At 40.8% G+C, this 22,054-nt stretch carries 24 protein-coding genes; 14 read left to right on the top strand and 10 right to left on the bottom strand.

Translation table 11 applies throughout. From position 1 onward, the window contains the following. The first annotated feature begins 4 nt into the window (after positions 1-4). The 4 genes from C2M30_RS17305 to C2M30_RS17295 all read left to right on the top strand — a co-directional run bounded on the left by C2M30_RS17305 (position 5) and on the right by C2M30_RS17295 (position 3,161). Positions 5-1,057, top strand: a complete 1,053-nt coding sequence (locus C2M30_RS17305) for a ChaN family lipoprotein (RefSeq protein WP_105172615.1) — start codon at positions 5-7, stop codon at positions 1,055-1,057. A 145-nt stretch (positions 1,058-1,202) separates the two neighbouring features. Beyond that, positions 1,203-1,691: a hypothetical protein gene (locus tag C2M30_RS17300; RefSeq protein WP_105172614.1), complete on the top strand. Its 489-nt coding sequence runs from the start codon at positions 1,203-1,205 to the stop codon at positions 1,689-1,691. 63 nt (positions 1,692-1,754) lie between these two features. Then, positions 1,755-2,057 (top strand): hypothetical protein, encoded by a 303-nt coding sequence (locus C2M30_RS21535; protein WP_158683533.1) that lies wholly within the window; start codon positions 1,755-1,757, stop codon positions 2,055-2,057. A 54-nt stretch (positions 2,058-2,111) separates the two neighbouring features. Beyond that, a complete protein-coding gene (locus C2M30_RS17295) occupies positions 2,112-3,161 on the top strand; it encodes a hypothetical protein (RefSeq protein ID WP_105172613.1) in 1,050 nt (349 codons plus the stop codon). A gap of 45 nt (positions 3,162-3,206) precedes the next feature. Here C2M30_RS17295 and C2M30_RS17290 read toward each other — a convergent pair whose 3' ends face one another. After that, positions 3,207-3,815: a glutathione S-transferase family protein gene (locus C2M30_RS17290; RefSeq protein ID WP_158683531.1), complete on the bottom strand. Its 609-nt coding sequence runs from the start codon at positions 3,813-3,815 to the stop codon at positions 3,207-3,209. 106 nt (positions 3,816-3,921) lie between these two features. Here C2M30_RS17290 and C2M30_RS17285 point away from each other — a divergent pair, with 106 nt between their 5' ends. Both C2M30_RS17285 and C2M30_RS17280 read left to right on the top strand, forming a co-directional pair. After that, on the top strand, positions 3,922-4,806 hold the full coding sequence (locus C2M30_RS17285; protein ID WP_158683529.1) for a LysR family transcriptional regulator: 885 nt from the start codon (positions 3,922-3,924) through the stop codon (positions 4,804-4,806). 422 nt (positions 4,807-5,228) lie between these two features. Then, positions 5,229-7,646 (top strand): TonB-dependent receptor, encoded by a 2,418-nt coding sequence (locus tag C2M30_RS17280; RefSeq protein ID WP_105172610.1) that lies wholly within the window; start codon positions 5,229-5,231, stop codon positions 7,644-7,646. A 103-nt stretch (positions 7,647-7,749) separates the two neighbouring features. Here C2M30_RS17280 and C2M30_RS17275 read toward each other — a convergent pair whose 3' ends face one another. Next, positions 7,750-8,643, bottom strand: a complete 894-nt coding sequence (locus tag C2M30_RS17275; protein ID WP_105172609.1) for a LysR family transcriptional regulator — start codon at positions 8,641-8,643, stop codon at positions 7,750-7,752. Positions 8,644-8,752: 109 nt separating this feature from the next. Here C2M30_RS17275 and C2M30_RS17270 point away from each other — a divergent pair, with 109 nt between their 5' ends. Next, a complete protein-coding gene (locus C2M30_RS17270; protein ID WP_105172608.1) occupies positions 8,753-9,388 on the top strand; it encodes an NAD(P)-dependent oxidoreductase in 636 nt (211 codons plus the stop codon). Positions 9,389-9,532: 144 nt separating this feature from the next. On the opposite strand, the gene C2M30_RS17265 is transcribed toward C2M30_RS17270, so the two are convergent. From C2M30_RS17265 to C2M30_RS17250, 4 genes are all read right to left on the bottom strand, one after another. Then, positions 9,533-9,826 (bottom strand): hypothetical protein, encoded by a 294-nt coding sequence (locus C2M30_RS17265; protein ID WP_105172607.1) that lies wholly within the window; start codon positions 9,824-9,826, stop codon positions 9,533-9,535. A gap of 68 nt (positions 9,827-9,894) precedes the next feature. After that, positions 9,895-10,503, bottom strand: coding sequence for a glutathione S-transferase family protein (locus C2M30_RS17260; RefSeq protein WP_105172606.1), 609 nt, complete (start codon positions 10,501-10,503; stop codon positions 9,895-9,897). A gap of 14 nt (positions 10,504-10,517) precedes the next feature. Then, the gene (locus tag C2M30_RS17255) at positions 10,518-11,567 is read right to left on the bottom strand and encodes an NADP-dependent oxidoreductase (protein WP_105172605.1); all 1,050 of its coding nucleotides are present in this window, start codon (positions 11,565-11,567) and stop codon (positions 10,518-10,520) included. A gap of 35 nt (positions 11,568-11,602) precedes the next feature. Continuing rightward, entirely contained in the window at positions 11,603-12,277 is a 675-nt protein-coding gene (locus C2M30_RS17250) for a type 1 glutamine amidotransferase domain-containing protein (RefSeq protein ID WP_105172604.1), read from the bottom strand. Positions 12,278-12,452: 175 nt separating this feature from the next. Between C2M30_RS17250 and C2M30_RS17245 the strand changes: the two genes are divergently transcribed. Further along, positions 12,453-13,334 carry a LysR family transcriptional regulator gene (locus tag C2M30_RS17245; RefSeq protein WP_105172603.1) on the top strand — a complete coding sequence of 294 codons (882 nt, stop codon included), beginning with the start codon at positions 12,453-12,455 and terminating at the stop codon, positions 13,332-13,334. 69 nt (positions 13,335-13,403) lie between these two features. On the opposite strand, the gene C2M30_RS17240 is transcribed toward C2M30_RS17245, so the two are convergent. Both C2M30_RS17240 and C2M30_RS17235 read right to left on the bottom strand, forming a co-directional pair. Then, complete coding sequence (locus tag C2M30_RS17240) at positions 13,404-14,255, bottom strand: DUF417 family protein (protein WP_234004771.1); 852 nt, start codon at positions 14,253-14,255, stop codon at positions 13,404-13,406. A 172-nt stretch (positions 14,256-14,427) separates the two neighbouring features. Continuing rightward, the gene (locus C2M30_RS17235; RefSeq protein WP_105172601.1) at positions 14,428-15,291 is read right to left on the bottom strand and encodes an alpha/beta hydrolase family protein; all 864 of its coding nucleotides are present in this window, start codon (positions 15,289-15,291) and stop codon (positions 14,428-14,430) included. Between the two features lie 145 nt (positions 15,292-15,436). Between C2M30_RS17235 and C2M30_RS17230 the strand changes: the two genes are divergently transcribed. From C2M30_RS17230 to C2M30_RS17225, 3 genes are all read left to right on the top strand, one after another. Then, entirely contained in the window at positions 15,437-15,871 is a 435-nt protein-coding gene (locus tag C2M30_RS17230) for a hypothetical protein (RefSeq protein ID WP_105172600.1), read from the top strand. 156 nt (positions 15,872-16,027) lie between these two features. Continuing rightward, positions 16,028-16,558, top strand: coding sequence for a hypothetical protein (locus C2M30_RS22085; RefSeq protein WP_325050780.1), 531 nt, complete (start codon positions 16,028-16,030; stop codon positions 16,556-16,558). Next, a complete protein-coding gene (locus C2M30_RS17225; protein ID WP_325050779.1) occupies positions 16,522-17,763 on the top strand; it encodes an amidohydrolase in 1,242 nt (413 codons plus the stop codon). The genes C2M30_RS22085 and C2M30_RS17225 overlap by 37 nt, the downstream gene beginning before the upstream one ends. Positions 17,764-17,900: 137 nt before the next feature. Here C2M30_RS17225 and C2M30_RS17220 read toward each other — a convergent pair whose 3' ends face one another. Further along, positions 17,901-18,341 carry a hypothetical protein gene (locus tag C2M30_RS17220; protein ID WP_105172599.1) on the bottom strand — a complete coding sequence of 147 codons (441 nt, stop codon included), beginning with the start codon at positions 18,339-18,341 and terminating at the stop codon, positions 17,901-17,903. Positions 18,342-18,377: 36 nt separating this feature from the next. Then, positions 18,378-18,866: a helix-turn-helix domain-containing protein gene (locus C2M30_RS17215; protein ID WP_105172598.1), complete on the bottom strand. Its 489-nt coding sequence runs from the start codon at positions 18,864-18,866 to the stop codon at positions 18,378-18,380. Between the two features lie 290 nt (positions 18,867-19,156). On the opposite strand from C2M30_RS17215, the gene C2M30_RS17210 reads away from it, so the two are divergent. From C2M30_RS17210 to C2M30_RS17200, 3 genes are all read left to right on the top strand, one after another. Further along, positions 19,157-19,651: a DoxX family protein gene (locus C2M30_RS17210; RefSeq protein ID WP_105172597.1), complete on the top strand. Its 495-nt coding sequence runs from the start codon at positions 19,157-19,159 to the stop codon at positions 19,649-19,651. A 139-nt stretch (positions 19,652-19,790) separates the two neighbouring features. Continuing rightward, positions 19,791-20,162, top strand: coding sequence for a BlaI/MecI/CopY family transcriptional regulator (locus tag C2M30_RS17205; protein ID WP_054979629.1), 372 nt, complete (start codon positions 19,791-19,793; stop codon positions 20,160-20,162). Positions 20,163-20,173: 11 nt separating this feature from the next. Beyond that, the gene (locus C2M30_RS17200; protein WP_105172596.1) at positions 20,174-21,775 is read left to right on the top strand and encodes a M56 family metallopeptidase; all 1,602 of its coding nucleotides are present in this window, start codon (positions 20,174-20,176) and stop codon (positions 21,773-21,775) included. Positions 21,776-22,054 lie beyond the last annotated feature (279 nt).

Raw genomic sequence — 22,054 nt, 5'->3', positions numbered from 1 at the left:
TACTGTGCTACGCACCAAACTTTCATTCATTGTGTTATCGCTTAGTATGTTGTTAACTGCTTGCCAAAGCACTCATCTGCCAAGCCATGAGAAAACCGTAAGCGCGCTTGTGCAAAACAACGAACAATGGTACTTAGCTACACCGCTAACAAGCTTATATGACTATCAACTGATCGATGTACGTTCAGGGCGACCTAAGACTGTTGATTTAGCAAAAAGCATTGGCGGGTTGAGCGATTATGACGTGATATTTATTGGTGAGAATCATCGTCATCCAGGTAACCATTTAGCACAGGCAAACATTTATCAAGCGCTACTGAAAGCTAACCCTAAAATCATCCTTTCGTTAGAACAATTTGAGCGAGATACGCAAACATACCTAAATGCGTATTTAAATGATGAAATTGGTGAATGGTCATTACGCCACTTTGGCCGTGCATGGGATAATTACCAAAGCAGTTATCGCCCCCTTGTTGAAATGGCAAAAACACATGGTTTACCTGTTATTGCCGCAAACGCACCGAAAGATACTGTGGTATGTACCGGAAGACATGGCTTAGGGATACTAGACAACTTACCAGAAAAACGAAAACACCAAGTGGCGCAGTCGTTTTATACGCCAACCGAGGGGGCTTACTTTAATAAGTTTTCCGCCAATATGGGGCACAGTCAGGAAACAATTCAACCAAGTACGTTAAATCGCTATTTTGCCCAAGTAGTTCGTGACGATACCATGGCTGAATCAATCCATAATGCATTAGAAAATCACCCAAATCATAAACTAGTGCACTTAAATGGTCATTTTCACTCTGCATCACATCTCGGAACCGTTGAACGGGTAATGCTGCGAAAAAAGCGAAAAGTCGCGGTGATCCAACCTATTTTAGTAAATAACCCCAGCGCTCCCTCATTTTCGGTTGATGATATGAACAAAGGCGATTACCTACTGTTAATTCACCCACTGCCAGAACAAGTTAAAACCAAAGAAAACCGGCGTATTTGGATGAAAACCGTATTTAAACGCTCCGAACAAGACTGTACTTTTGGCACTAAATAAGCCTAATCTAAGCTGTTAGATAAAACGTACAGATTAAAGGGTAAATGGTTGTGGAGCGTAAATACGTTGCAGGCAAACTCATTGCCCAGTGTCTTAGTTTAAATTGTTACGCCACGTTCAAATAAAGCAGGATTTAAAGCATATTATGAGATTTCTAAACATTTTCGCTGTTTTTTCGCTACTTTTAACCTCATGGGTTAGTGTTGCCGAAACTGCAAAGCCGACATTAACCGTAGGCCAAACACTCTCGTTGCCCGAGCTTAATGACCAATTTGATAAAAAGCAGACACTTTTACCTAGTACAAAATGGCTGGTATTCAGTCACGATATGGATAGTAGCAAACTTGTTAAAGCGGCATTTGAAAATAAAAAAAGTGATGATTTATTGGCTGCAAATGTTCAATACTACGCCGATATTAGCGCCATGCCATCACTTATAAGCCGCTTTATTGCTATTCCTAAAATGAAGAAGCTCGCTTATCCGGTAATTATGGATAAAGAAGGCAACGTACTAAATGCTATTCCCAAAAAAGATGAGCACGTTACTGTGATAACACTCAATAACGGCAAGATAACGCAAGTAAATATAGTGGACACTAGCAAGGCTTTAAAAGCCCTTATAAAGTCCTTTTAATTTATTTACATATGGTCTAATATTAAATGATAATGATTATCAATTGTAATTTAATGTTAAGCCATGTTAAACGAATTCATTACTCGCTCGTGCCCATGCTGCAACAAGCCGCTTAAACTAAGTGACCGCCTTGCATTATTAAATCGCGAGCCACTCAACTGTAAGTATTGCGCTAAGCCGCTTAAACCAAATGTAAACATCACTTTGTTTAACGTATTTTGGCTAAGCATGAGCATTTCATGGCTAATTAAAAATACCACCAGCTTACATTATTTATACGCTCTCGCGGCGGCGCTATTTACCGTCAGCGTGTTTCTACCAGCGCTCGATCTGCTCTTTACGCTCGAACCAGATGAATCAGACTAAATCAACAAACGTCTATTCAAAATCTTACGTTACCCTATTTTCTCAAGGACTATCATGAAGTACTTTGCTATTGTATTAATTGCTGCCTGCTTAGCTGCATGCGACTACTTACCGAAAAATGCGACGCTAAATCTATCGCCAGAGCAAATTAGTCAATTACAAACACAGCTACAGCCAAGCGAACAGGTTGTCGTCGATGCACTCTCAACCCATCAATTTGTTGCACTTGGTGATGCCCATTACTACCCTGGTTTTATGCCGGCAATAAGCGACATTATTACCTCACCAAAAATTGTGTCACAACAGCCAATTATTGTGCTGGAATTTGGCAATCAAAACTACCAAGACTATATAAATCAGTATATTAAAGGTGATACTGTTGATGAGTCACAGTTAAAACAGGTACTGCGCGAAACCCTCTATTTCACCGCATGGCTTGGCGACGGATATATGGAATTATTGCAATCAATCAGGGCCATAAATCAAACATTGCCCGATGACAAAAAGCTAAAGGTACTGTTGGCAGAAAAACATTTTAACTGGGAAAATGCCACCGCCGAGTCGTGGCAGCGTGCTGCATCGAGCAAAGTAGATGGCTTTTACGACACACTCACACCAATTATTCAGTCTAACCAAAAAGCGATTTTAGTGTTTTGCGGTTTTCACTTATTAAAAGCTGCGCATCCAGAAACGGTTAATCAGCAGAATTTGTCGCTGGTTTCTCGTATTGAGATGGCTAAACCTAACTCAGTATTTACTGTGTGGCCTGTTATTCAAAACGTGTTGTATGACGTGTTGCCTAACTCAGGCACGGCAAAAATTATTAAGCTAGACGATAATTCTGTTCTCGCCGATGTCCCATTTCGCGACATAATGCCAAAAGCGCGACCTATGCTTAGTAAAATAAACAGTAAAGATGCGACACTTCAATCACTTGCCGATGCCTTGCTGTATGTGGGTCACACTAAACGCGATATGACGTTTTCAAAAGATGTGATGAGCGATGAAAAATGGATAACAGAAATGAAAAAGCGTGTTGCGATTATCGGTGGCAAGCTTGAAACCCGCTTTAATTCGTTACTTACCGATAATCACATCAAGTAGCGAGTTACACCGTACTAAACATGTGTTGTTAGTACGGTGGTTAACTTAAATATTTTGTAAGGTTTCTGATTGCGGGAAAGTCGTTTGTAATCGCTGTTTATAAACCTTAAATTCAGGGAAACGTGTAAACAGCTCAAAACTTAACACCTGCCCCCAGCCTAAGATCACCGCAAAATATAAATCCGCAAGGGTTGGTTTTTCGCCTGCTAAATAAGGTGATTGAGCTAATCGGTCTGACACAAAGTTAAGTAACTTAACAATCTCTTCTTCCGCGTTTTGTTTAACCGAATCATGATCCGTTGACACTTTTTCCGGATGAAATATTTTAGTGAAATGGCCATGCAAACTACTGGCAACCAAATTTAACCACTTTAACGCTTCCATACCACCAACACTTGCTAAATCTGGCATTAGCTGTGCATTTTTATGCTTTTGCGACAGATAAATTAAAATTGCTTCTCCCTGCGTAAAGGTATGACTGCCATCTACCAACACTGGCAATTTACCAAGCGGATTAACAGCCAAAAAATCGGCGTTGTGCTGCGCGCCTTCAAATAGATCCACTACCGCAGTTTTATGTTCTGCACCAATCACTTCTAGCGCCATCTTTACCGCCGAAGAACATGAAATTTGAAAATGATAAAGGGTATACATAATTAGCATCCTGTCTAAAGTTAAATTGATTACGCACTCACTTTACGCCACTTTAGCGCTAAAAAAATTAGTGATTTACGCATTTTTATTGTGCAATAATGCACAGATGAACTTAGATGATGATTACCAATACATAGTTGCACTTTATCAGTCGGGTACCTTATCGGGCGCTGCCAAGCAACTAAAGGTTAACCACACAACCGTTGCACGGCGTATTCAAGCATTTGAAAATCGCTTTAAAGTTAGGCTGTTTGAACGTGTGCCAAAAGGCTATCAGCTGACGGAAACCGGCAAAGCGGTGTTACCTGATATCACGCTGCTAAAAGAGCAACAGCGCAATATTGAACGCAAATTATTCGGACAAGACCAGCTGCTAAGCGGCGAGGTAAATATAGCCTTAACACCTGAACTAGCTAACGATTTTGTGGTACCCGCACTTAACGAGTTCAATGCGCTTTATCCTAATATTCAAACCAACTTAATAATTGGTTCAATGCACAAAGACTTGCGTGCAAGAGAGGCCGATATTGCACTGCGATTCACCCCAGCACCGAGCCAAGACGACCTCATTGGCAGAAAACTGTTTGCCTCAAATTGGGGCGTCTATGCAAGTGATGATTATTTAAGTACCTCACGCGCACAGCACCGCGTGTTATTGTGGGAGTTAGAATTCGAAGCCGATTGGCATAGCAAATACTTACCAAGTAGCAATGTAATCGCACGATTTGATCAACTCGGCCCGCTTGTTACCGCGACTAAAAATGGCTTAGGTATTGCAAAATTACCCTGTGGTTTAGTCGATTCACAACCACATTCAAATCTTTACCGCTTAGATATACCGGTAAAACCCTCAATTTGGAGTTTATGGCTGCTGTATCATTCTGATTTAAAAACGGCAGCAAAAGTCACCGCAACCAAAGACTTTTTATATCAGCATCTATCGCAATTTGCCCACTACTTTTCAGGCGAGCATTCACGCTATTGGAAATAAAGCAATTCACTTTAAGGTATTACAAAAAAGCCGCAACTAATTGCGGCTTTTAGTGTTATATAACGGTTTAAATTACACCCTAATTTGTTTGACCCACAAATTTAATGTTATCAATCCAAACCGCATCATCTGACTCCGCAACCGATGAATCTTTGGTATAACGCCATTCATCCTTTTTCAGAAAAATACAGGTGTTTATTATTTGTATAGTTCGCATTAAGTGGATGTAACTGCACTTATCCAAAATCCAAAACAAAACAAAACATCTTCTCATCAGCTTACACAGTTCATAAATAGCACTAATTTGTTAATAACGTTAACCGTTACTTTTATTAATGTTAAATGTCACATTGCTCGATTGAATATAACAAATGATTACAGTTATCATTTGCATATTAGTTATAACTACAATTATCTAAACAATGAAATCATTTAATCTCTCGCTTATTGCACTGTCATGTGCAGCGCTTTTACCAACTTCAGTGGCTTTTGCTAATAGCCAAGCAACAGCTAAAAACAACGACGATATTGAAGTTGTCAGTGTTTATGGCCGCCAAAATAAAGTGGTACTAAACTCGGGTCTTGCTACTAAATCGAATATGTCGTTAATGGAAACCCCAGCAGCCGTAGTAGTGGTTGACAGTGAATTACTTAACTCGCAACTTATCGATAATTTACAAGATGCTATCAGAAACATCAGTGGTGTAACCCAAGCTGGTAACAACTATGGCATTGGCGACAATATAGTGATCCGTGGCCTAGGCGCTAACTACACATACGACGGCATGTATGGTGGCGCAGGCCTTGGCAACACCTTTAACCCTACCCGTTCAATGACCAATGTTGAGTCCATCGAAGTATTAAAAGGCCCTGCAACCGGTTTATACGGCATGGGCAGCGCTGGCGGTGTTATTAATCTCATTGAGAAAAAGCCAGAGTTTGAAGCCTCTCACACCATGACCGCGGATTTAGGCCAGTGGAATACCTATGCGCTTGAACTTGATTCAACAGCTGCAATCACCGGTGATCTCGCTTACCGTGTTTTGGTTAAATCAGCGCGCAGCGATGGTTATCGCGATTTAAACAACGACCGCGACGAAGCCTACCTCAGCTTCAAATACGTATTTAGCGACAGCCACGATATAATGCTTTCGACTGCCTATATTAAAGATGGCATTGCAGTTGACTCAATCGGTCACCCTATTCGTATTTATAATGCCGAATCGGTCGGCGGTAAAGGCGCGGGCGACGTAAGCTGGACTGACTTAGTAAACGACCCTAACGGGGTTGGTGTTCAGCTAAGCGATGCACAAAGGCAACAATTGGCAGAGTCACTTGCAGCTAACGATGGCTTAACGCCTTACACCTTTGGTCATAACGGTATTATTTCACCGATGGCAAAAGACAATGAAGGTGAAGAGTTTCGTGTAAAGCTAACACACAATATTAACTTCACTGATAACCTCTACTTTAACCAGCAATTACAATATCGCGACTACGACTCAGGGTTTGCCCGCCAAACCGGAGCGTATAACTATGTATATTGGAACCGTCGCGGCACCATCAATGCTGATCCGCGCGCACCACTGATGGTGGACGGTGAGCTGTTCCCATTTGCTGCAAGGCGTCAAGAATACCGAAAAGTAACTGCAAATGAGCAATCTTTACAGTATTTTGCTGATTTACGTTACGATTTTTCAATTGGTGATATCGACAACGAATTATTAGTCAATGCGAATTATGAAGATCGTGATATCCGCTTTCAGCAATATTCAATCTATGACGCTGATAAAGTAATTAAAGATAAAGATGGCAACACTATTTATCAGGGCCAATTGCCGTATATTTTTGACATTCGCAACCCAAACTGGGGCGCTGGTAGCTTCGAAGATTATGATCCGCTTAAAACCGCTAACTACAACAAGGAAGTCAGTGCTTGGGGTTTAGGTATTCAACATGTTAGTTATTTTGACTTTGGGTTAACCACGCGTATTGGTGTGGCGTTTAATGAAATCACTCAGCGCTATGCGCACTTTGGTGTAGACCCGCGTTACCGCGCAAGTGCTGCAAAGCCAACGCCAGAGCAAGATACCTCTGATAGTGGTATCACTTACAATTTAGGTGCAACCTACCTTGTAAATGACGACTTGTCGGTATTTGTAAACCACGCTAAAGGCAGAACCGCCTACAGTGTGCTTGGCACTATCTACGGTAACGAAAGTGACCGTGAAGACTCAGAGTCAATCAGTAATGATATTGGTGTGCGTTATAAAGCACTCGATGATCAACTGGTAGCATCATTAGTGATATTTGAATCTAGCCGCACTAATTTACGATACAGCAACCCAGATTTTGACGAAGGTGTTTCAGCACCAAATGTACCGCGCTACTTCTATGATGGTAAAGAAGAAACAAACGGTATAGAACTTGATTTAAATGCTTATTTAAATGAGCAGTGGAAACTAAATATCAATGCGGTGTATCAGGATGCCCGTAATAACGATGATGAGCGACAAAAAGGCGTGCCGTATGTTACCGCGGGTGCTTGGTTAACTCATTCAAGCTATGTCTTTACCCGTGAAAGCCCGATTGAATTCAGCCTAGGCGGCATTTATGTTGATGAACGCAGTACAAACTCAAATTCCTTTGGTATTCCTGACGGTTATGTACCAAGCTATACCGTATTTGACGCGGGTGTTGCTTACCAAGCTGAAAACTGGGGTGTACAACTTAAGTTAAATAACTTATTCGACAAAGTATATTACGAAAAAGCCATGTTCTTAGGTGGTATGCCTGGCAAAGAGCGTAATGCCCAATTGCGCTTTAACTACCGCTTTTAAAACTGTGGTCTCGGGTGAAGTTAACACATATACGGCTAACGTAAATTAATTTAGCTAAACCCGAAACCGTAAACATACCCAAGGGATCTGAACATTCAGATCCCTACTTGTTTGGCAAAATATCCTGCTGCCAAGAACCCGATACAAAATCGATAAATGCGCGCACAAGCGGAGATTGATAACTTCGCGATAAATACACGGCCCACAACTGACTCGCTTCAAGTGAATACTCAGTTAAAATAGGCACCAGCTGTTGTTGCTGTATGTAACTGCGAGCAATATCAAACGGCAACCATGCTATTCCGGCACTATTTATCGCCGCGTGCACAATCGTGGTTACATCATTACACACGAGTGGCCCAGCCACCTTCACTTCAACACGTGTATTGTCATTAAAAAAGCGCCATTGGTTGTGATTTAAATGCACCAAACAAGGGTGGTCTGTTAATTCATCCGGTGTTAAAGGCACACCATTTTTAGCCACATAACTTGGCGAAGCACAAACACATGCGCCAATTTTCAGAAGTGGTCGTGCAATCAAACTTTCATCTGGTGTATTTGTATACCTAAGCGCAATATCAATACGCTTTTCGACTAGATTTGAAAAGCTGTCGCTGGCGTGAATATCGACCTTAACTCGCGGGTGTTGCGCAATAAACTGGCTAACTGCATCTACTAACATAGTTTGTGCAAAACCAATTGGACTCGAAATTCGAACGGTTCCTGACAACTCTGTTTTATTTGCAATACTTTCAGCCACCAGCGCACTGGTTTCATTCAATATTCTCTCAAATCGGATTAATGCGCGCTCGCCTTGTTGAGTCAAACTTACTTTACGGGTTGTTCTGTGCAGTAAACGCTGCTCTAACCATTGTTCCAGCTCTTGAACATGCCGCGACACTTGCAAGCGACTGAGTCCCAAGCGCTCAGCTGCTTTGGTAAAGCTTGCCAAGTGTGCAACTTCAACAAAGCTTTTTATTGCATTAATACGATCCATAATTAGTAACTTTAATTGATGCAATCTATTTCAATTTGATCTGATTATTTCATGATAGTTTTCTTCTAATCTAGGCACAACGAAATCAAACACATTGTGAGGAAAAAATATGAAACTCGTTGTTTTAGGTGCATCAGGTTGGATTGGTAGCCATATTGTTGCAGAAGCAAAATCAAGAGGACACCAAGTGACTGCACTGGTACGAAACCCCAAAAACTATGACGTGACCGATGTTAACGTTAAACCATTCGACTTAACCGATAACAGCTCCCTTTCAGATGTAATTACGGACGAAAGCGTATTTGTTACGGCCATAGGTGGCCGTGCGTTGGGGAATCACAACATAGTGGCAGACACCGCAAGGCGATTGCTGAGCGAATTGCCACATACCGCGATTGAGCGACTGGTATGGGTGGGCGGTGCAGGTTCATTAACCGTTGCACCAAATGTAAAACTGCTTGATACGCCTGAGTTTCCCGTAGAATACAAAGATGAAGCGATTGCTCAAGGCGAGGCATTAACGGTATTTCAGCAAACACAAAGCCCATTAAACTGGACATTTATTTGCCCCGCCGCTGAAATATTCCCTGGCGATAAACAGCAAAATTATCGCGTGACAGACGACCAACTATTAGTTGACGAACAAGGCCAGAGCCGTATTTCTGTCGCTGACTATGCCGTTGCGTTTGTTGATGAGCTAGAAAAAGCAAAATACCTGAATCAGCGAATTGGTGTGGCTTACTAAACAAAGTTCACTCATTGGGTTACACAAATTTGATGTATAACACCGCATCTAAATAAATAGCCCAAGTTCTGGTTAAGTAAAAGCCTTGTCGCGTATTAGTGCAACAAGGCTTTTTGTATCGAAAGGTTTAAGCTTTGCTTCTGGCTAAAAAAAGCCATTTTCAAAATCCATCGCATGGTCTAAATCATCAGGAAAATAGAATAGCCAACCTTGCGTTTGCTTTTCTACCAGCAACATATTAAGTAATTTAATGCTTAAGCTGTGAGCTTGTAATTGATCAACCCCGAAGGAAAACTTTTCAAATTTGAAGGCGTTGATTGTTACTTTACAGCGAAAATCGCCACCGGGTTCTGGATCAGGTTCAGGTAACCCTATTTCAATGGTTAAGTCTAAAAAGTCCCCTTTAGGGCTTTTTGCAACATAGTGACTGCTAATCATAAACGTTATTATCAATAAAAAACGCGACCAGTGTAAATCATGGCCGCGTGTTTTTGTATCGATAATCGTTAGCCAAATGAACGTGCTTTTTGATATGCCTCTCGGCTGTGTACATTTGCCAAATAGCGGGTAATGTTATCGCGATTTTCAAGCAAGTTTAAATTAGCCGCAAACTCTAACGTGATTGTCATCATAATATCTGCGGCGGTAAACTCGTTACCAGCAAAATAGGTTTGCGTCGCAAGTACGGCATCAATATAACCTAAATCTAGGTTAATCTCTTTTGCAATATAGCCATCCATTGGGTTAGTGCCATCACGTTTTTCCATTCGCATTAGCAAGGTCGCAATAATTGGCAAGCCTAACGAGCCTTCGGCAAAATGCGACCATTCAAGATACTGGTAATAACTTTTTGTGCCTTTTTCTGGGCGCAAACGCTGTTTGTCATCTTGATCGAGAATGTACTCCATAATGGCGCTTGATTCGCAAATTACGACATCGTCGTGTTCAATGATTGGCGCTTTATTTAGCGGATGAATTTCACCCAAACTAGCGGGGGCTAATCGCGTTGTCTCATCACGTTTATGGTGTTCAATTTGGTATGGCATTCCCAATTCTTCAAGTAACCACAATGAGCGTGTTGAGCGTGATTGATTGAGATGATGTACTTTAATCATAAGCAACTCCTTGTTTATTCTGTATCCAAGTGTTCTGGGCCAACTTGCACAACCAATTTGCCAAAGTTTTCGCCTTGCAATAAGCCAATAAATGCTGACACTGCATTTTCAAGGCCGACTACTTTGTCTTCTTTATATTTGATTTGTCCTGATACTAGCCATGGCACCATGGCTTGTTGAAATTCATCATAGCGATGACCGTAGTCATCAAATACAATAAAGCCTTGCATTTTTATGCGCTTAACAAGCAAATTGCCCATTAGTAAACCAAGGCGGTCTGGGCCAGGTGGTAAATCTGTTGAGTTGTATTGTGCAATTAAGCCACACAATGGAATACGTGCTTTGGTATTTAAAAGGGGCAGTACGGCATCAAACACTTTTCCGCCCACATTTTCATAATAAATATCAATACCCGAATCGCACACTGCTGCAAGTTGCTCAGCTAAATCCGCATCATTGTGGTTTAAACAGGCATCGAAGCCTAACTCGCTTAGAGCGTAATCACATTTTTCTTGGCTGCCCGCGATACCAACCACTTTGCAGCCTTGCAACTTACCAATTTGACCAACAAGGCTACCTACCGCCCCTGTTGCCGCCGCAACGACTAAGGTTTCTCCTGCCTTTGGTGCACCTATGTCCATTAACCCCATATACGCGGTTAAGCCTGGCATACCCAACACACCTAACCCATAAGATGGATTGGCCATTGCGCTATCAAGCTTAATTACGCCCTCGCCATTTGAAATGCTGTAATCTTGCCAACCACCAAATGCGACAACCAAGTCACCTTTTTCAAACCCTTTTAAATTGGACTCTTCGACGCGACAAATACTGCCGCCTACCATAACCTCGTTAATCGCCACTGGCTCTGCGTAAGACTTTGCATCACTCATTCGCCCGCGCATATATGGGTCAAGCGATAAGTAAATGGTGCGCAGCAACATTTCATTGTCACCCACAAGTGGTAGGCTGCTTTCTACTAAATTAAAATTCGCGGGTGTTGGTGCGCCATGGGGACGCGACGCCAAGATAATTTGGCGGTTTACTGTGCGATTTTGTTTCATACTAAATCCTTCTTATTTAACAGACTGTTGGCTGATTACTCAGCCAATAGCTTTGCCAAAAACTCACCTACAGCGTGGGCGCTCGTTGGGTTTTGCCCGGTGATTACACGCTCATCTTCAATTACAAACTCGCCCCAAGGCTGAACTTTGCTATATTGCGCGGCTTTACGTGTTAGTGCTTCTTCAAGTAGGAACGGAATATCATTGATAGTGCCAAAATCAATCTCTTCTTCACGGGTAAACGCGGTTACTTGTTTGCTCGCAATTAATGGTTCGCCGTTACTCAATGTGATAGGTAACAATGCTGCAGGGCCGTGACATACCGCAGCAATAATGCCACCAGCTTCATAATGTTTAGCCGCCATACTCGCAACTTCTTCATTGCTCGCTAAATCAGACAGTAAACCAAAGCCACCTGGGTAGAAGATTGCATCATAATTATCAATATTAACTTGCGATACAGGCACCGTATTGTTGATCTGCGTTTGGAATGACGCATCACCAAGTACTTGGTTATTCACGTCATCGCCCTCGATATCTGTGCCATAAAGCGGTGCCTTACCACCATTAATTGATACAATGTCAAACGCAATTCCGTTGTCGTTCAATACATGAACAACATGCGTAAGCTCTGGCGCATAGGTGCCGTTTGCTTGGTCGGTTTCACCCAGAGTTGCGTGATTTGTTACTGGAATAAGTACTTTTTTCATAATAAATACCTTTATTGCGATTTAATCAGTTAAAACCACTTTATATTGTTTCTATTTCAATGATAATTACCTAAATCAGTTAAACTCTTTTGCTATTTAGCAACAATAAACGCAAACGTGTGCTTTATCATAAAAAACGTTAAAACAAAGCAGGTTGTTATAATGGAGCCGTTATATGGATAGTTTTGAAGGTATATTTGAATTTGTTGCCGTTGCCGAAAGCGGCGGCTTTTCAGCTGCTGCTAAAAAGTTAGGCTGCTCCACCAGCCACATTAGCCGACAAGTATCGCGCTTAGAAGAGCGTTTAGGCTCTCGTTTGCTTGCCCGCACCACGCGGCAAATCAGCTTGACCGAAAACGGTGAGTTTTATTACCAACAATGCAAATATCTAGTAAATGGTTTACAACAGGCTAATGAACAAGTTACTCAGCAGCAGTATCAACTTAACGGAACACTGAGAGTCAGTGCAGCAGGAGGTTTCGCTGAGAACTTTGTCGCTCCCGCGCTTATGACGTTTGCCAAAGATCACCCCGAGCTTTCCATTGATATCGACTTTAATAGTCGCATGGTTAACTTCATTGAAGACGGCATAGACTTTGCTATTCGTTATGGCGAATTAAATGATTCAAACCTTATCGCGCGAAAACTAATTAGCCGCTCTATGATGCTTGTTGCGAGTCCAGACTATTTGGCCAAGTACGGTACACCAAATCACCCGAATCAATTAAAAAGTCATCGCTGCATTTTGGCAAACAGTGATCACTGGACCTTTAACATTGATGGGATTAAGCAAAGCATTAAAGTCAGTGGCAACTGGCAAAGTAACAATTCAAATGTAGTCCTTGATGCATGTGAACAGGGCTTAGGAATAGCCTACATGCCTGATAGCACCTTTACTGAGTCAATTAAACAAAACAAGTTGGTGCCGATATTAGCGCCCTTTTGTATTACTGGCGCAACGAGTTGGATTGTGTATCAAAACAAGCAATTTATGCCACTGCGCGCACGCCTTGCAATCGATTATTTATTAGAACACTTCGCTAAATGGCCACATTAATAAAAACGACTATTTCGAGCTATAAAATGGCATTAAAAGGTCTTAATGCCATTTTGAATCACGTTATCGCTAAAGTGTATTCTCATCACGATTATTCAAATAATAATACAATACGAGATTTGCGATAAACCATAAGTCTTTAATTAAAAACTGCCCACCCGATGTGAGTAAGGTCTCGCCCGATAGCGCTGCCAGCCATGTAAACAAAAATGTTTGTGTTGTTAGCATTACAGCCCCTGCCATAGCAATACCTGGTAATAATAAACGCTTAAATTGCAGAGATAAAATTAATAGACTAAGTGCAACAAGGTCGTAAACCCCAATAACATTTGAAGCGGCCTGCACAGACCAAATTGAATACATCCAACTCATTAATGGCGACGAGCGAACCAGATCTTCAATGCCTTTCGCTTCAAGCAAAGTAAACTTCATTCCACCAATCCATAACAGCACCAATACAACGGGAAATAGCTGTAAAACTTGCTGTTGACGAAGTGTCATTTTCTCGGCGTAAAGAAAGTGAATTGCAAGTGCCAACAACGCAGCATACTTAATGATCCCTTGCCCCGAACCTATCGCCGGAAAACCACCTAAATCAGCAATCCAACGACTACTGTCCAGTAACGTAAGTAACGGTACTATGCTAATAACGAGTAAAAAAGCAGATAAAACACCTTGGTATTTGGGCTTTTTTATACTCAACATAGCAAGAATAGCCATAACCAAAAATGCAAAACCTGCTAGCAAACTTGCATAGTGCGAACTCATCACGCCATCGAGCAAATAAAAATCCAGCACGCGCTGTAAACTTACATCTTGTCCAATCAGCAAGGTGCTTATCGCCATTAATAAACCGGAAACGCCAAGCAATGCGCCAACAATTACTTTATTGCTGCTCTCTTTCATAAGTTGTGTACTCAACCATCTAATCATAAATCGTATGGTCATAGACCTGTATTGAGCACAAAACTATTCAAAAAAGTAAAATAATCCGCCAGTTCTGCTTCGCTCTGACTTGCAATATATTGCTGATAAAACAAAAACAGGCCTTATAACGGCCTGTTTTTAATATGGTAAATCATCATTATTACTGTTAAGCATGTGAATTCAACCAATCGAGTGCAATTGGCCACAATATATTGGCGCGACGACTAAAAAACTTCATATGGCCAATTTCGTTTAAATTATGATCGGCTGGCGACAACGTCAGTGTGTTTGCCACTAAGTTGGGGCAAACCGAGAGCATATCCCGCACATTCTCATCGGTCGCAATAAAGTCATCTGCGGCATTTACCCATAACGCTGGCATAGCAAGTTCGTTGTAGTAATGCGTAAAAACCGTTTTATTAAATGCGGTTTTTACATATCCACTTCCGTTACACCAAGTTTGCCATTGCTTCGCAACCTGTTTTGGCAATGGCTCTCCCATGCCAAACCATTGGGATTTCGTATAACCAAATACCATGTTTGAAAACGGAATAAACATATTCATGAAAAAATGTGATTTAAACTGATCTTTCAGTTTCATATTGCGCAGTTGCCCTGACGAGCTTGCAAAATTGAATATTGAACTTAATTCGGTCGCATTTTTGGCAAGGCCAATAAGCTGACCACCGGCGCTGTGGCCAACTAAATGGTACGAAGTATTTGGAAATAACTGCTGTAAGCATGAAATGGCGGCAGGTTTATCTAATTGCCCCCAACATTGTAAGCTCGCGGTATGCGACGCAATATCACCATCAATTGATTGCCCAATACCACGATTATCATACGTTAAAACGCCAAAGTCATTACCTGCTAAATATTCTGCAAACGCATTATAGAACTGACGTTTTATACCGGTAGCCGGCCCAATAACAACCGCTGCTTTTACATTATCAGGTAAATAAGCTGTTGCGGCTAATACATAATTATCTTCACAACTAATTTTAATTTCTTGTTTAACAAAGCTCGCCATGGATTATGCATTTATTAAATGTTCATACTTCATAGATTACAAGTGGTCTTACCAGATAGCAATAAGCATAATCCATCAATAGCGCTTTTATAAAAGGCACAATAGTTGCTTAACTGCCTGTTTACATGTCAAATTATGGACGTTTATGAACATTAATAATCTTTCCTCGGGCTATTCAGGATACAACACATTACTTCACACTAACGAGGACGACATAACACAATCAAAAAACAATACCGCCACCGCTGACGCAAAAGACAAAGCGAGTGAATCACAAAACGAAAAACCGGCGAAAACAGAAGAGCAACACGATGCTGCTAAGCCAAATGAAACACAAGATAAAATTAACCACATTGTGTCGCTACAGCAACAAATAAAAGACTTACGTAACACCTCAGATGATGACGACCCAGAAAAAAATACGAAACTCATTGAGCTGCAAAAACAATTAGATGAAGCCCTTGTGAACGTACAATCACTAATACAACAGCAAGCAGCAACTTATGTAAGCGGACTCTTTGCAAAACCTACCCACGCAACACAGAGTAACGCTGGCTTATTTTTAAATAGTAAAGCGTAATTTATAGGCGTAGTTAAACGTTGACTGTGAATGCAAAAAACATAGGATTTACAATAAAATCAATGACAATAATTAAGCAACACAATAAGATGAACTAAACATCAAAAGTACGCTGAAGTGAGCTTTTTACACTTGCAAATAAACAAGGAAGGATCCATGAGAATTAACACAAAATACGTCATGTTAATTGTATTAGCGTTATTTCAATTTAGCGCGATTGCACAAGAAAACAGCCACTTAGCACAGCAAAAAGCATCGCTTTATTACGGAGGGAAGATTATCACAATGGAAGGTGATTCCCCTATGTATGTTGATGCCGTAGTTGAGCAAGCAGGAAAAATAGTTTACGCAGGTTCAAAACAAAAGGCAGAAAACGCATACTCACATGCACGTATGGTAAACCTAACAGGCAAAACATTGTTGCCTGGATTTATAGAACCCCATCTGCACCCTTCAATTGCGGCCTTGATGCTTCCTAACGATACAATAGCTCCCCATCAATGGAAAAAGCCCAACGGCATTTCCAAAGCGACCAAGACACCTAAAGCATTTCAACAACAACTCAAACAGTCAATCGCTAACGCACCAGAAAACAAAATGCACTTCATTTGGGGCTATCATCAGCTTTGGCATGGTGACTTAGTAGGGAATTGCTCAACAAATATGCTGGCGAAAACAAACCGGTAGGCATTATTCATCGTTCCTTTCATGAAATTTACCTAAATGACGCAGCCATTAAGTTGTTTAATATCTCCGAAAATGACTTTGCAAACAACCCGCAAGTAAACTGGCAAAAAGGTCATTTTTATGAAGGCGGTTGGTTAGCATTAGTGCCAAAAATTGGTTCTGTGTTGCTCGACCCCGCGAACTATCAAAAAGGCCTCGCGATGATGACGGAGCTGATGCTACAAAATGGCATCACAACAATCGCAGAACCAGGCTTCCCCAGTTCAGATTTTAAAATGGAGTACGCATTTTTAAAAAATGAAATGAATAAGCAGCCACCTTATGATATTTACCTGATCCCGAACGGTACTCAATTGTACGGTATGGCTGGGAATAGCAATGAAAAAGCCGAAAAACAGATGCAAGGCTTAGCAGAAAAATACAATACCGATAATATTTTCTTTTTACCTCAACAAGTAAAGTTATTTGCCGACGGTGCTATTTATTCACTTGCGATGCAAATGAACGAACCTTACCTTAGTAAGCAATTTCACGGCGAATGGATGACACCACTAGAGCTTTTTCAACAACAACTCAGCTTTTATTGGAGTAAAGGTTACAAAATCCATGTACATGCCAACGGCGACAAAGGAATACAACAAGTTGTCGACTTTAACAAAGCAGACCAAAAAACACATCCGCGCGAAAACCATCGTTTTACACTGCACCATATGGGCTATTTTGATGCCAACATCGCAGAACAAATAAATTCACTCAATATTGAAGCATCTGTAAATCCATTTTACCTGTGGGCGCTGTCCGATAAATACTCAGAGAACGGATTAGGACCGCAACGCGCCGAGAATCTGGTGCGTGTCAAAGAGCTCACTAAACGAAATATTCCGGTATCATTCCACTCCGATTTTGCGATGGCTCCTGCAGAGCCCCTAACCTTGGCATGGACTGCAATCAATCGTGTTACCAGCGAAAACAGTGCTTTTTCTCAAAACCAGCGCTTAGATGTTTATACCGCAATGAAAGGCATCACGATAGATGCCGCTCGTACGCTTAATCTCGAAGATAAAATTGGTTCTATCAAAGTAGGGAAAATCGCCAATTTTACAATACTAAAAGAGAATCCATTTACAGTAGATCCGATGAAAATCAAAGATATCCCCGTCGCAGCGGTTGTGTACAAGGGTAAATGGGTACAAAACAAACATTAAAGTTTACGGTCAAGTTTCCCTGTATTAGACAATTTAATTTGAGCATCAAACATATGATGCTCGGTGGACTTTTTAATAGTGTGTTTTGCTCACTTTGCGAAGTGAAGTGCTACCCAAAGGTTTTGAGCGTTAACAGATTACTCAACTGCAAGACTCGGCATTTGCTTCTTCTGTTGGTATTGCGTTGCAATTAAATAACCGAAATAACATAACGGTGCAGGTGACAATACTTTCAATACGTTAATCAACATGGATGCTTCAGGGTGCAATACAATGCTTAAAACGCCATACGAGATTAACAATCCGGTAAAGTATCCGATCTGTAAAACATGTCTTTTAGCGCGAAAAGTAATAAATGCGGCAGTTAACATAGTTGTAAATACGCCGATTATCGCACTTCCAATAATTATAAACGGCGATTGTTCTGCCTGTTGTGCCAACGCTTGATAGTTTTGATTAGTAACGTCCAAATTGAGTTGCCAAACCAAGGTTAATAAAATCGAACATGCGATGCTCACAACTAAATACAACCCGCACGCCATCGCTAACACATTAAATTCTACTGATAGTCTTTTCATCTTTCATCCTTAGCAAGCTACTACTTGCCCCTTTGGTTAAATTTCAGATGAACCAATGCCTAATTTTCGCTTCAACTTGTATGCATGAAACATAAAATAAAGGGCAGAAAAGACCAAGACAATTGACAAGCTATTCTTCAACACTTGAAACGTTTCACTATCAATTCGTTGCTCGTCATACGCGAAGAAAATGCCTACAAAACCAAACATGTGACAGGCAAATACAAACGCAAATTGAATATACATTCGCTTTAACTGTGAAGTGCGCTGTGTACTTCGTTTTTGTACTTGTTCGTCATCTATTTCCGCTGAAGACTCGCTGATTGATAAGTCACTAATACACAGTGATTGCACCGGTACCTCGTACACCGCCGCCAAGCATTTAATGCTTTCTTTCGATGCAACCGATTTTGCTTCAATTCTCTGTATTGTACGTAAACTTAAGCCAGAGAATTCCGACAGCGCTTGTTGCGACCAACATCGAGATTCTCTAAGCGACTTCAAATGCGCAGCGTTTATTTTCAATTGTATATTTGGGCTTCCTTACTGGCTCAGTACTAACCTAGCAAGCAAGCGCAATCTCCGTGACGTTATTGTTCCGTAAGCCTTGCGTTACCTTTACGTAACCAAACAATAAATTCAAGCAATAACTGTGGTTAGCAATAAGTAATATTCCGTTAAGCATTTTTACAAAATCTCATTAACGTTTATAAGTTCTTTAATGTCAGTAAGTTATAATGGTTACCAAGGTGTAGTTTTTAGCCTATTGACACCACTCATAAACACATAACAAATAAAGCAATTTGCGAGGGAACGTGACCACACCGGTAATAATTCTTATCTTGCTAATAAGCCCATTACTGTTTGTACTTATTAAAGGGCAAGTAACGCAACAAGCAATAAACATTAAACAATATGCGTCTATTGGGTTGGGCATCACTTTCGTTTTCTTTGCAATTGGTCATATTGTAAAAACACACGGTATGGTTGAAATGTTGCCTCCTTGGGTTCCCCTGCGTTTACAATTAGTTTATGCCACTGGACTATTAGAATTTGCAGTTGGCATTGCACTTTTTACTACAAAGTACCGTGAGCTGGCAGCAAAACTCGCAATTGTTATTTTTATTGTGTTTTTTCCGGCAAATATTTATGCGGCGTTAAACAGCATTGGTTTAGGTGGCCACCAATGGGGACCAATTTATTTACTTATTCGTGCGCCATTACAAATTATCCTCATTGCGTGGGCTTACTTTTTATGTGTTAAAACACACCGCCCAGCACTTATTGCAACGACCGAAAACAATCAATAACCCCACCATGTTTTAGATATTACAAAGTTACTTTCAATAATAAAAAGCAAAATTGCTCAAAAAATAGTTTGACTTCATTTTTTATTACTACTACATTTGTAGAAAATAAAAACTACAAATGTAGTAATAAGGTTAGAATATGAAACTAAGTGATTTTGAGCTCGATGTAATGCAATTAATGTGGCAGCACGAACCGTGCACGGCAGCGCAATTACATCAGCTACTTTCGCAAAACAAAGAAGTTGCTTACACCACTGTTAAAACCATTATCGACCGATTAGAAAAGAAAGGGGCGGTTGAGCGCGCAGACAAACAAGGCAGAGCCATTGTGTATCGAAGCAAAGTGCAACAAAGTACCCTTTCAAGCCAAGAAACTCCCAGCTTTATGCAACGTTTTTTTGGCGGAAACTCACGTAGTTTAATTGCCCACTTCATTAAAGAAGAAGAGTTAAATGAAGACGATATACATTACCTACAAGAACTATTAAAAAAGAAAAAGTCACACAAATAAGGTAGGTCAATATGACGGATTATATTCTTACAAATATTATCATTAGCCTATTGGCACTTTTGATTATTAAGGGCCTAACAAACGCCCCGGCAAGAATTGGGTTTTATGTCGCTGTAATCGCTTTAGCTGCTTGGTTTATGCCTTGGCATCTTTTACCTGAAGTTTCGATGTATACGCAATCTTCAAGCAGCACTTTATTCTTAACCGAAATTAACTTGGCTGATCCCATACTAACCTATAGTGCTCTACCTATTTCGGCTGATGTAACGAGTGAGCTAGCACCTTGGTATCATTCACTTGCTTGGTGGCACCTCAGCCTCGCTGTAACCGCAATTGGTATCTACTTATTTTTAAATAAAGTACGTCACTATTTCGCTTTAGTAAAACAGTTAAATGAAGAAGCACGCGACTGTGCAGTGAACTCACAGGGGGAAAACTACCAAGTTAAAACCGTGAACTTAGGCACACCTGGCATAACAACAGGCATATTAAAACCAGTGATATGGTTAGATCAAACCCTAGTATCACGTAGTGAACTCGACTCTGTTTTATTACATGAAGCGACACATATTAAACAACGAGATATTTATTGGATTTGGTTTATATGCCTTACCGAGAATTTATTTTGGTGGAACCCCATCTGCATGTTGCTTGGTGCGAAAGCACGACAGCAACTAGAACTGAGTTGTGATGAGCGTTGCTTTAATCAGCTAAATCAACGCTATCAACATGACCTGGCAAGTTTGACACTTGAAGCTTTTACCGGAGCTCCAAAAGGTTCAAGTTATTGCTCGCCAGTATTAAATATGGCTCATACCAAGCACTTTAACGTGCTCCGAGTAAAAATGTTAAACAAGGAAAAAGTGATGAAGAAAAGACATATCGTAATGATGTTAGCAGCTGTTTCGTTTACTACAATCGCAGCGGCTCAAATTGTTGAGAAGAAAACCTCTACGAATAATGAATCACAAAGTGCGCAATACGAAACAAGTGAAACATATAATACGCAAATGGCAGAATTGCTAAACCTAGCGAAAAACGCAAAATCGGAAGATGCCGCTGAGCTTAAGAAAATAGCCAACACAATCGTTGCATGGCACGAGCAACGCCCTGTTTTATCGCAGGTGGAAGAGAAGCAAATGAAGCTACTTAGCTTAACATTGGTTAACCACCTTTTACACAAAGTTGGCGATCACCAAGGCGCACTTTCTGCATACGAACTGTGGTACAAAGATGGTAACAACGCACCACACTATACTCGTAATATTAAAGCAGACACCTTGCTCAAACTAGGGCAACCGCAACTTGCAGAACAAGAAATCGAGGCGCTTAAAGCAGACCTTGGCCAGAATGTTAATCAAGGTAGTCTTATGGTTCTAGCGCGTGCCTACATCGACCAAGCAAAATATGAACAAGCGCTTGCTACACTGTCTCATCCAAATGTAAGCAATAACACAGTAACGAATGTCTATAAACGTTACGTTTACTTAAAACAAAACGACATTGAAAACGCCAATAAAATAAAAGCAAAGCTTCCGGCACAATTAGCCACTGAGCAACCGTGGATATTTGATTATGGCATTCCAAATTCACCATTGCTGAAACAAATCTAAACTCGTCAGCAATTTAAACGAGTGAAATTGCTCCCGCTACTAAGTTATCTTAGTAGCGATTTTATCGTTTAAAAACGTGTTTCCTTGTTTAACGACACGTAAACTTCACACTAAAAAGGCGTACAACCTATGTGTACGCCTTTGTTTTTAGGGTTATTAGGGTATATTACTTAAGCTTTTACTTCTGCACGCACTATCGCTGCACCTTGGCCAAGGGCATTACGTTTTGCTCGTGCACGCTTTCAGCCTATTCCCTTAAAAATACATTTGTAACAACAT

The organism is Pseudoalteromonas sp. T1lg24, from assembly GCF_002964745.1.
In the GTDB taxonomy this organism is placed as follows: domain Bacteria; phylum Pseudomonadota; class Gammaproteobacteria; order Enterobacterales; family Alteromonadaceae; genus Pseudoalteromonas; species Pseudoalteromonas spongiae.
Note: the sequence above shows the minus strand (reverse complement) of the source record. Positions and strands in the feature narration are given on the sequence as shown.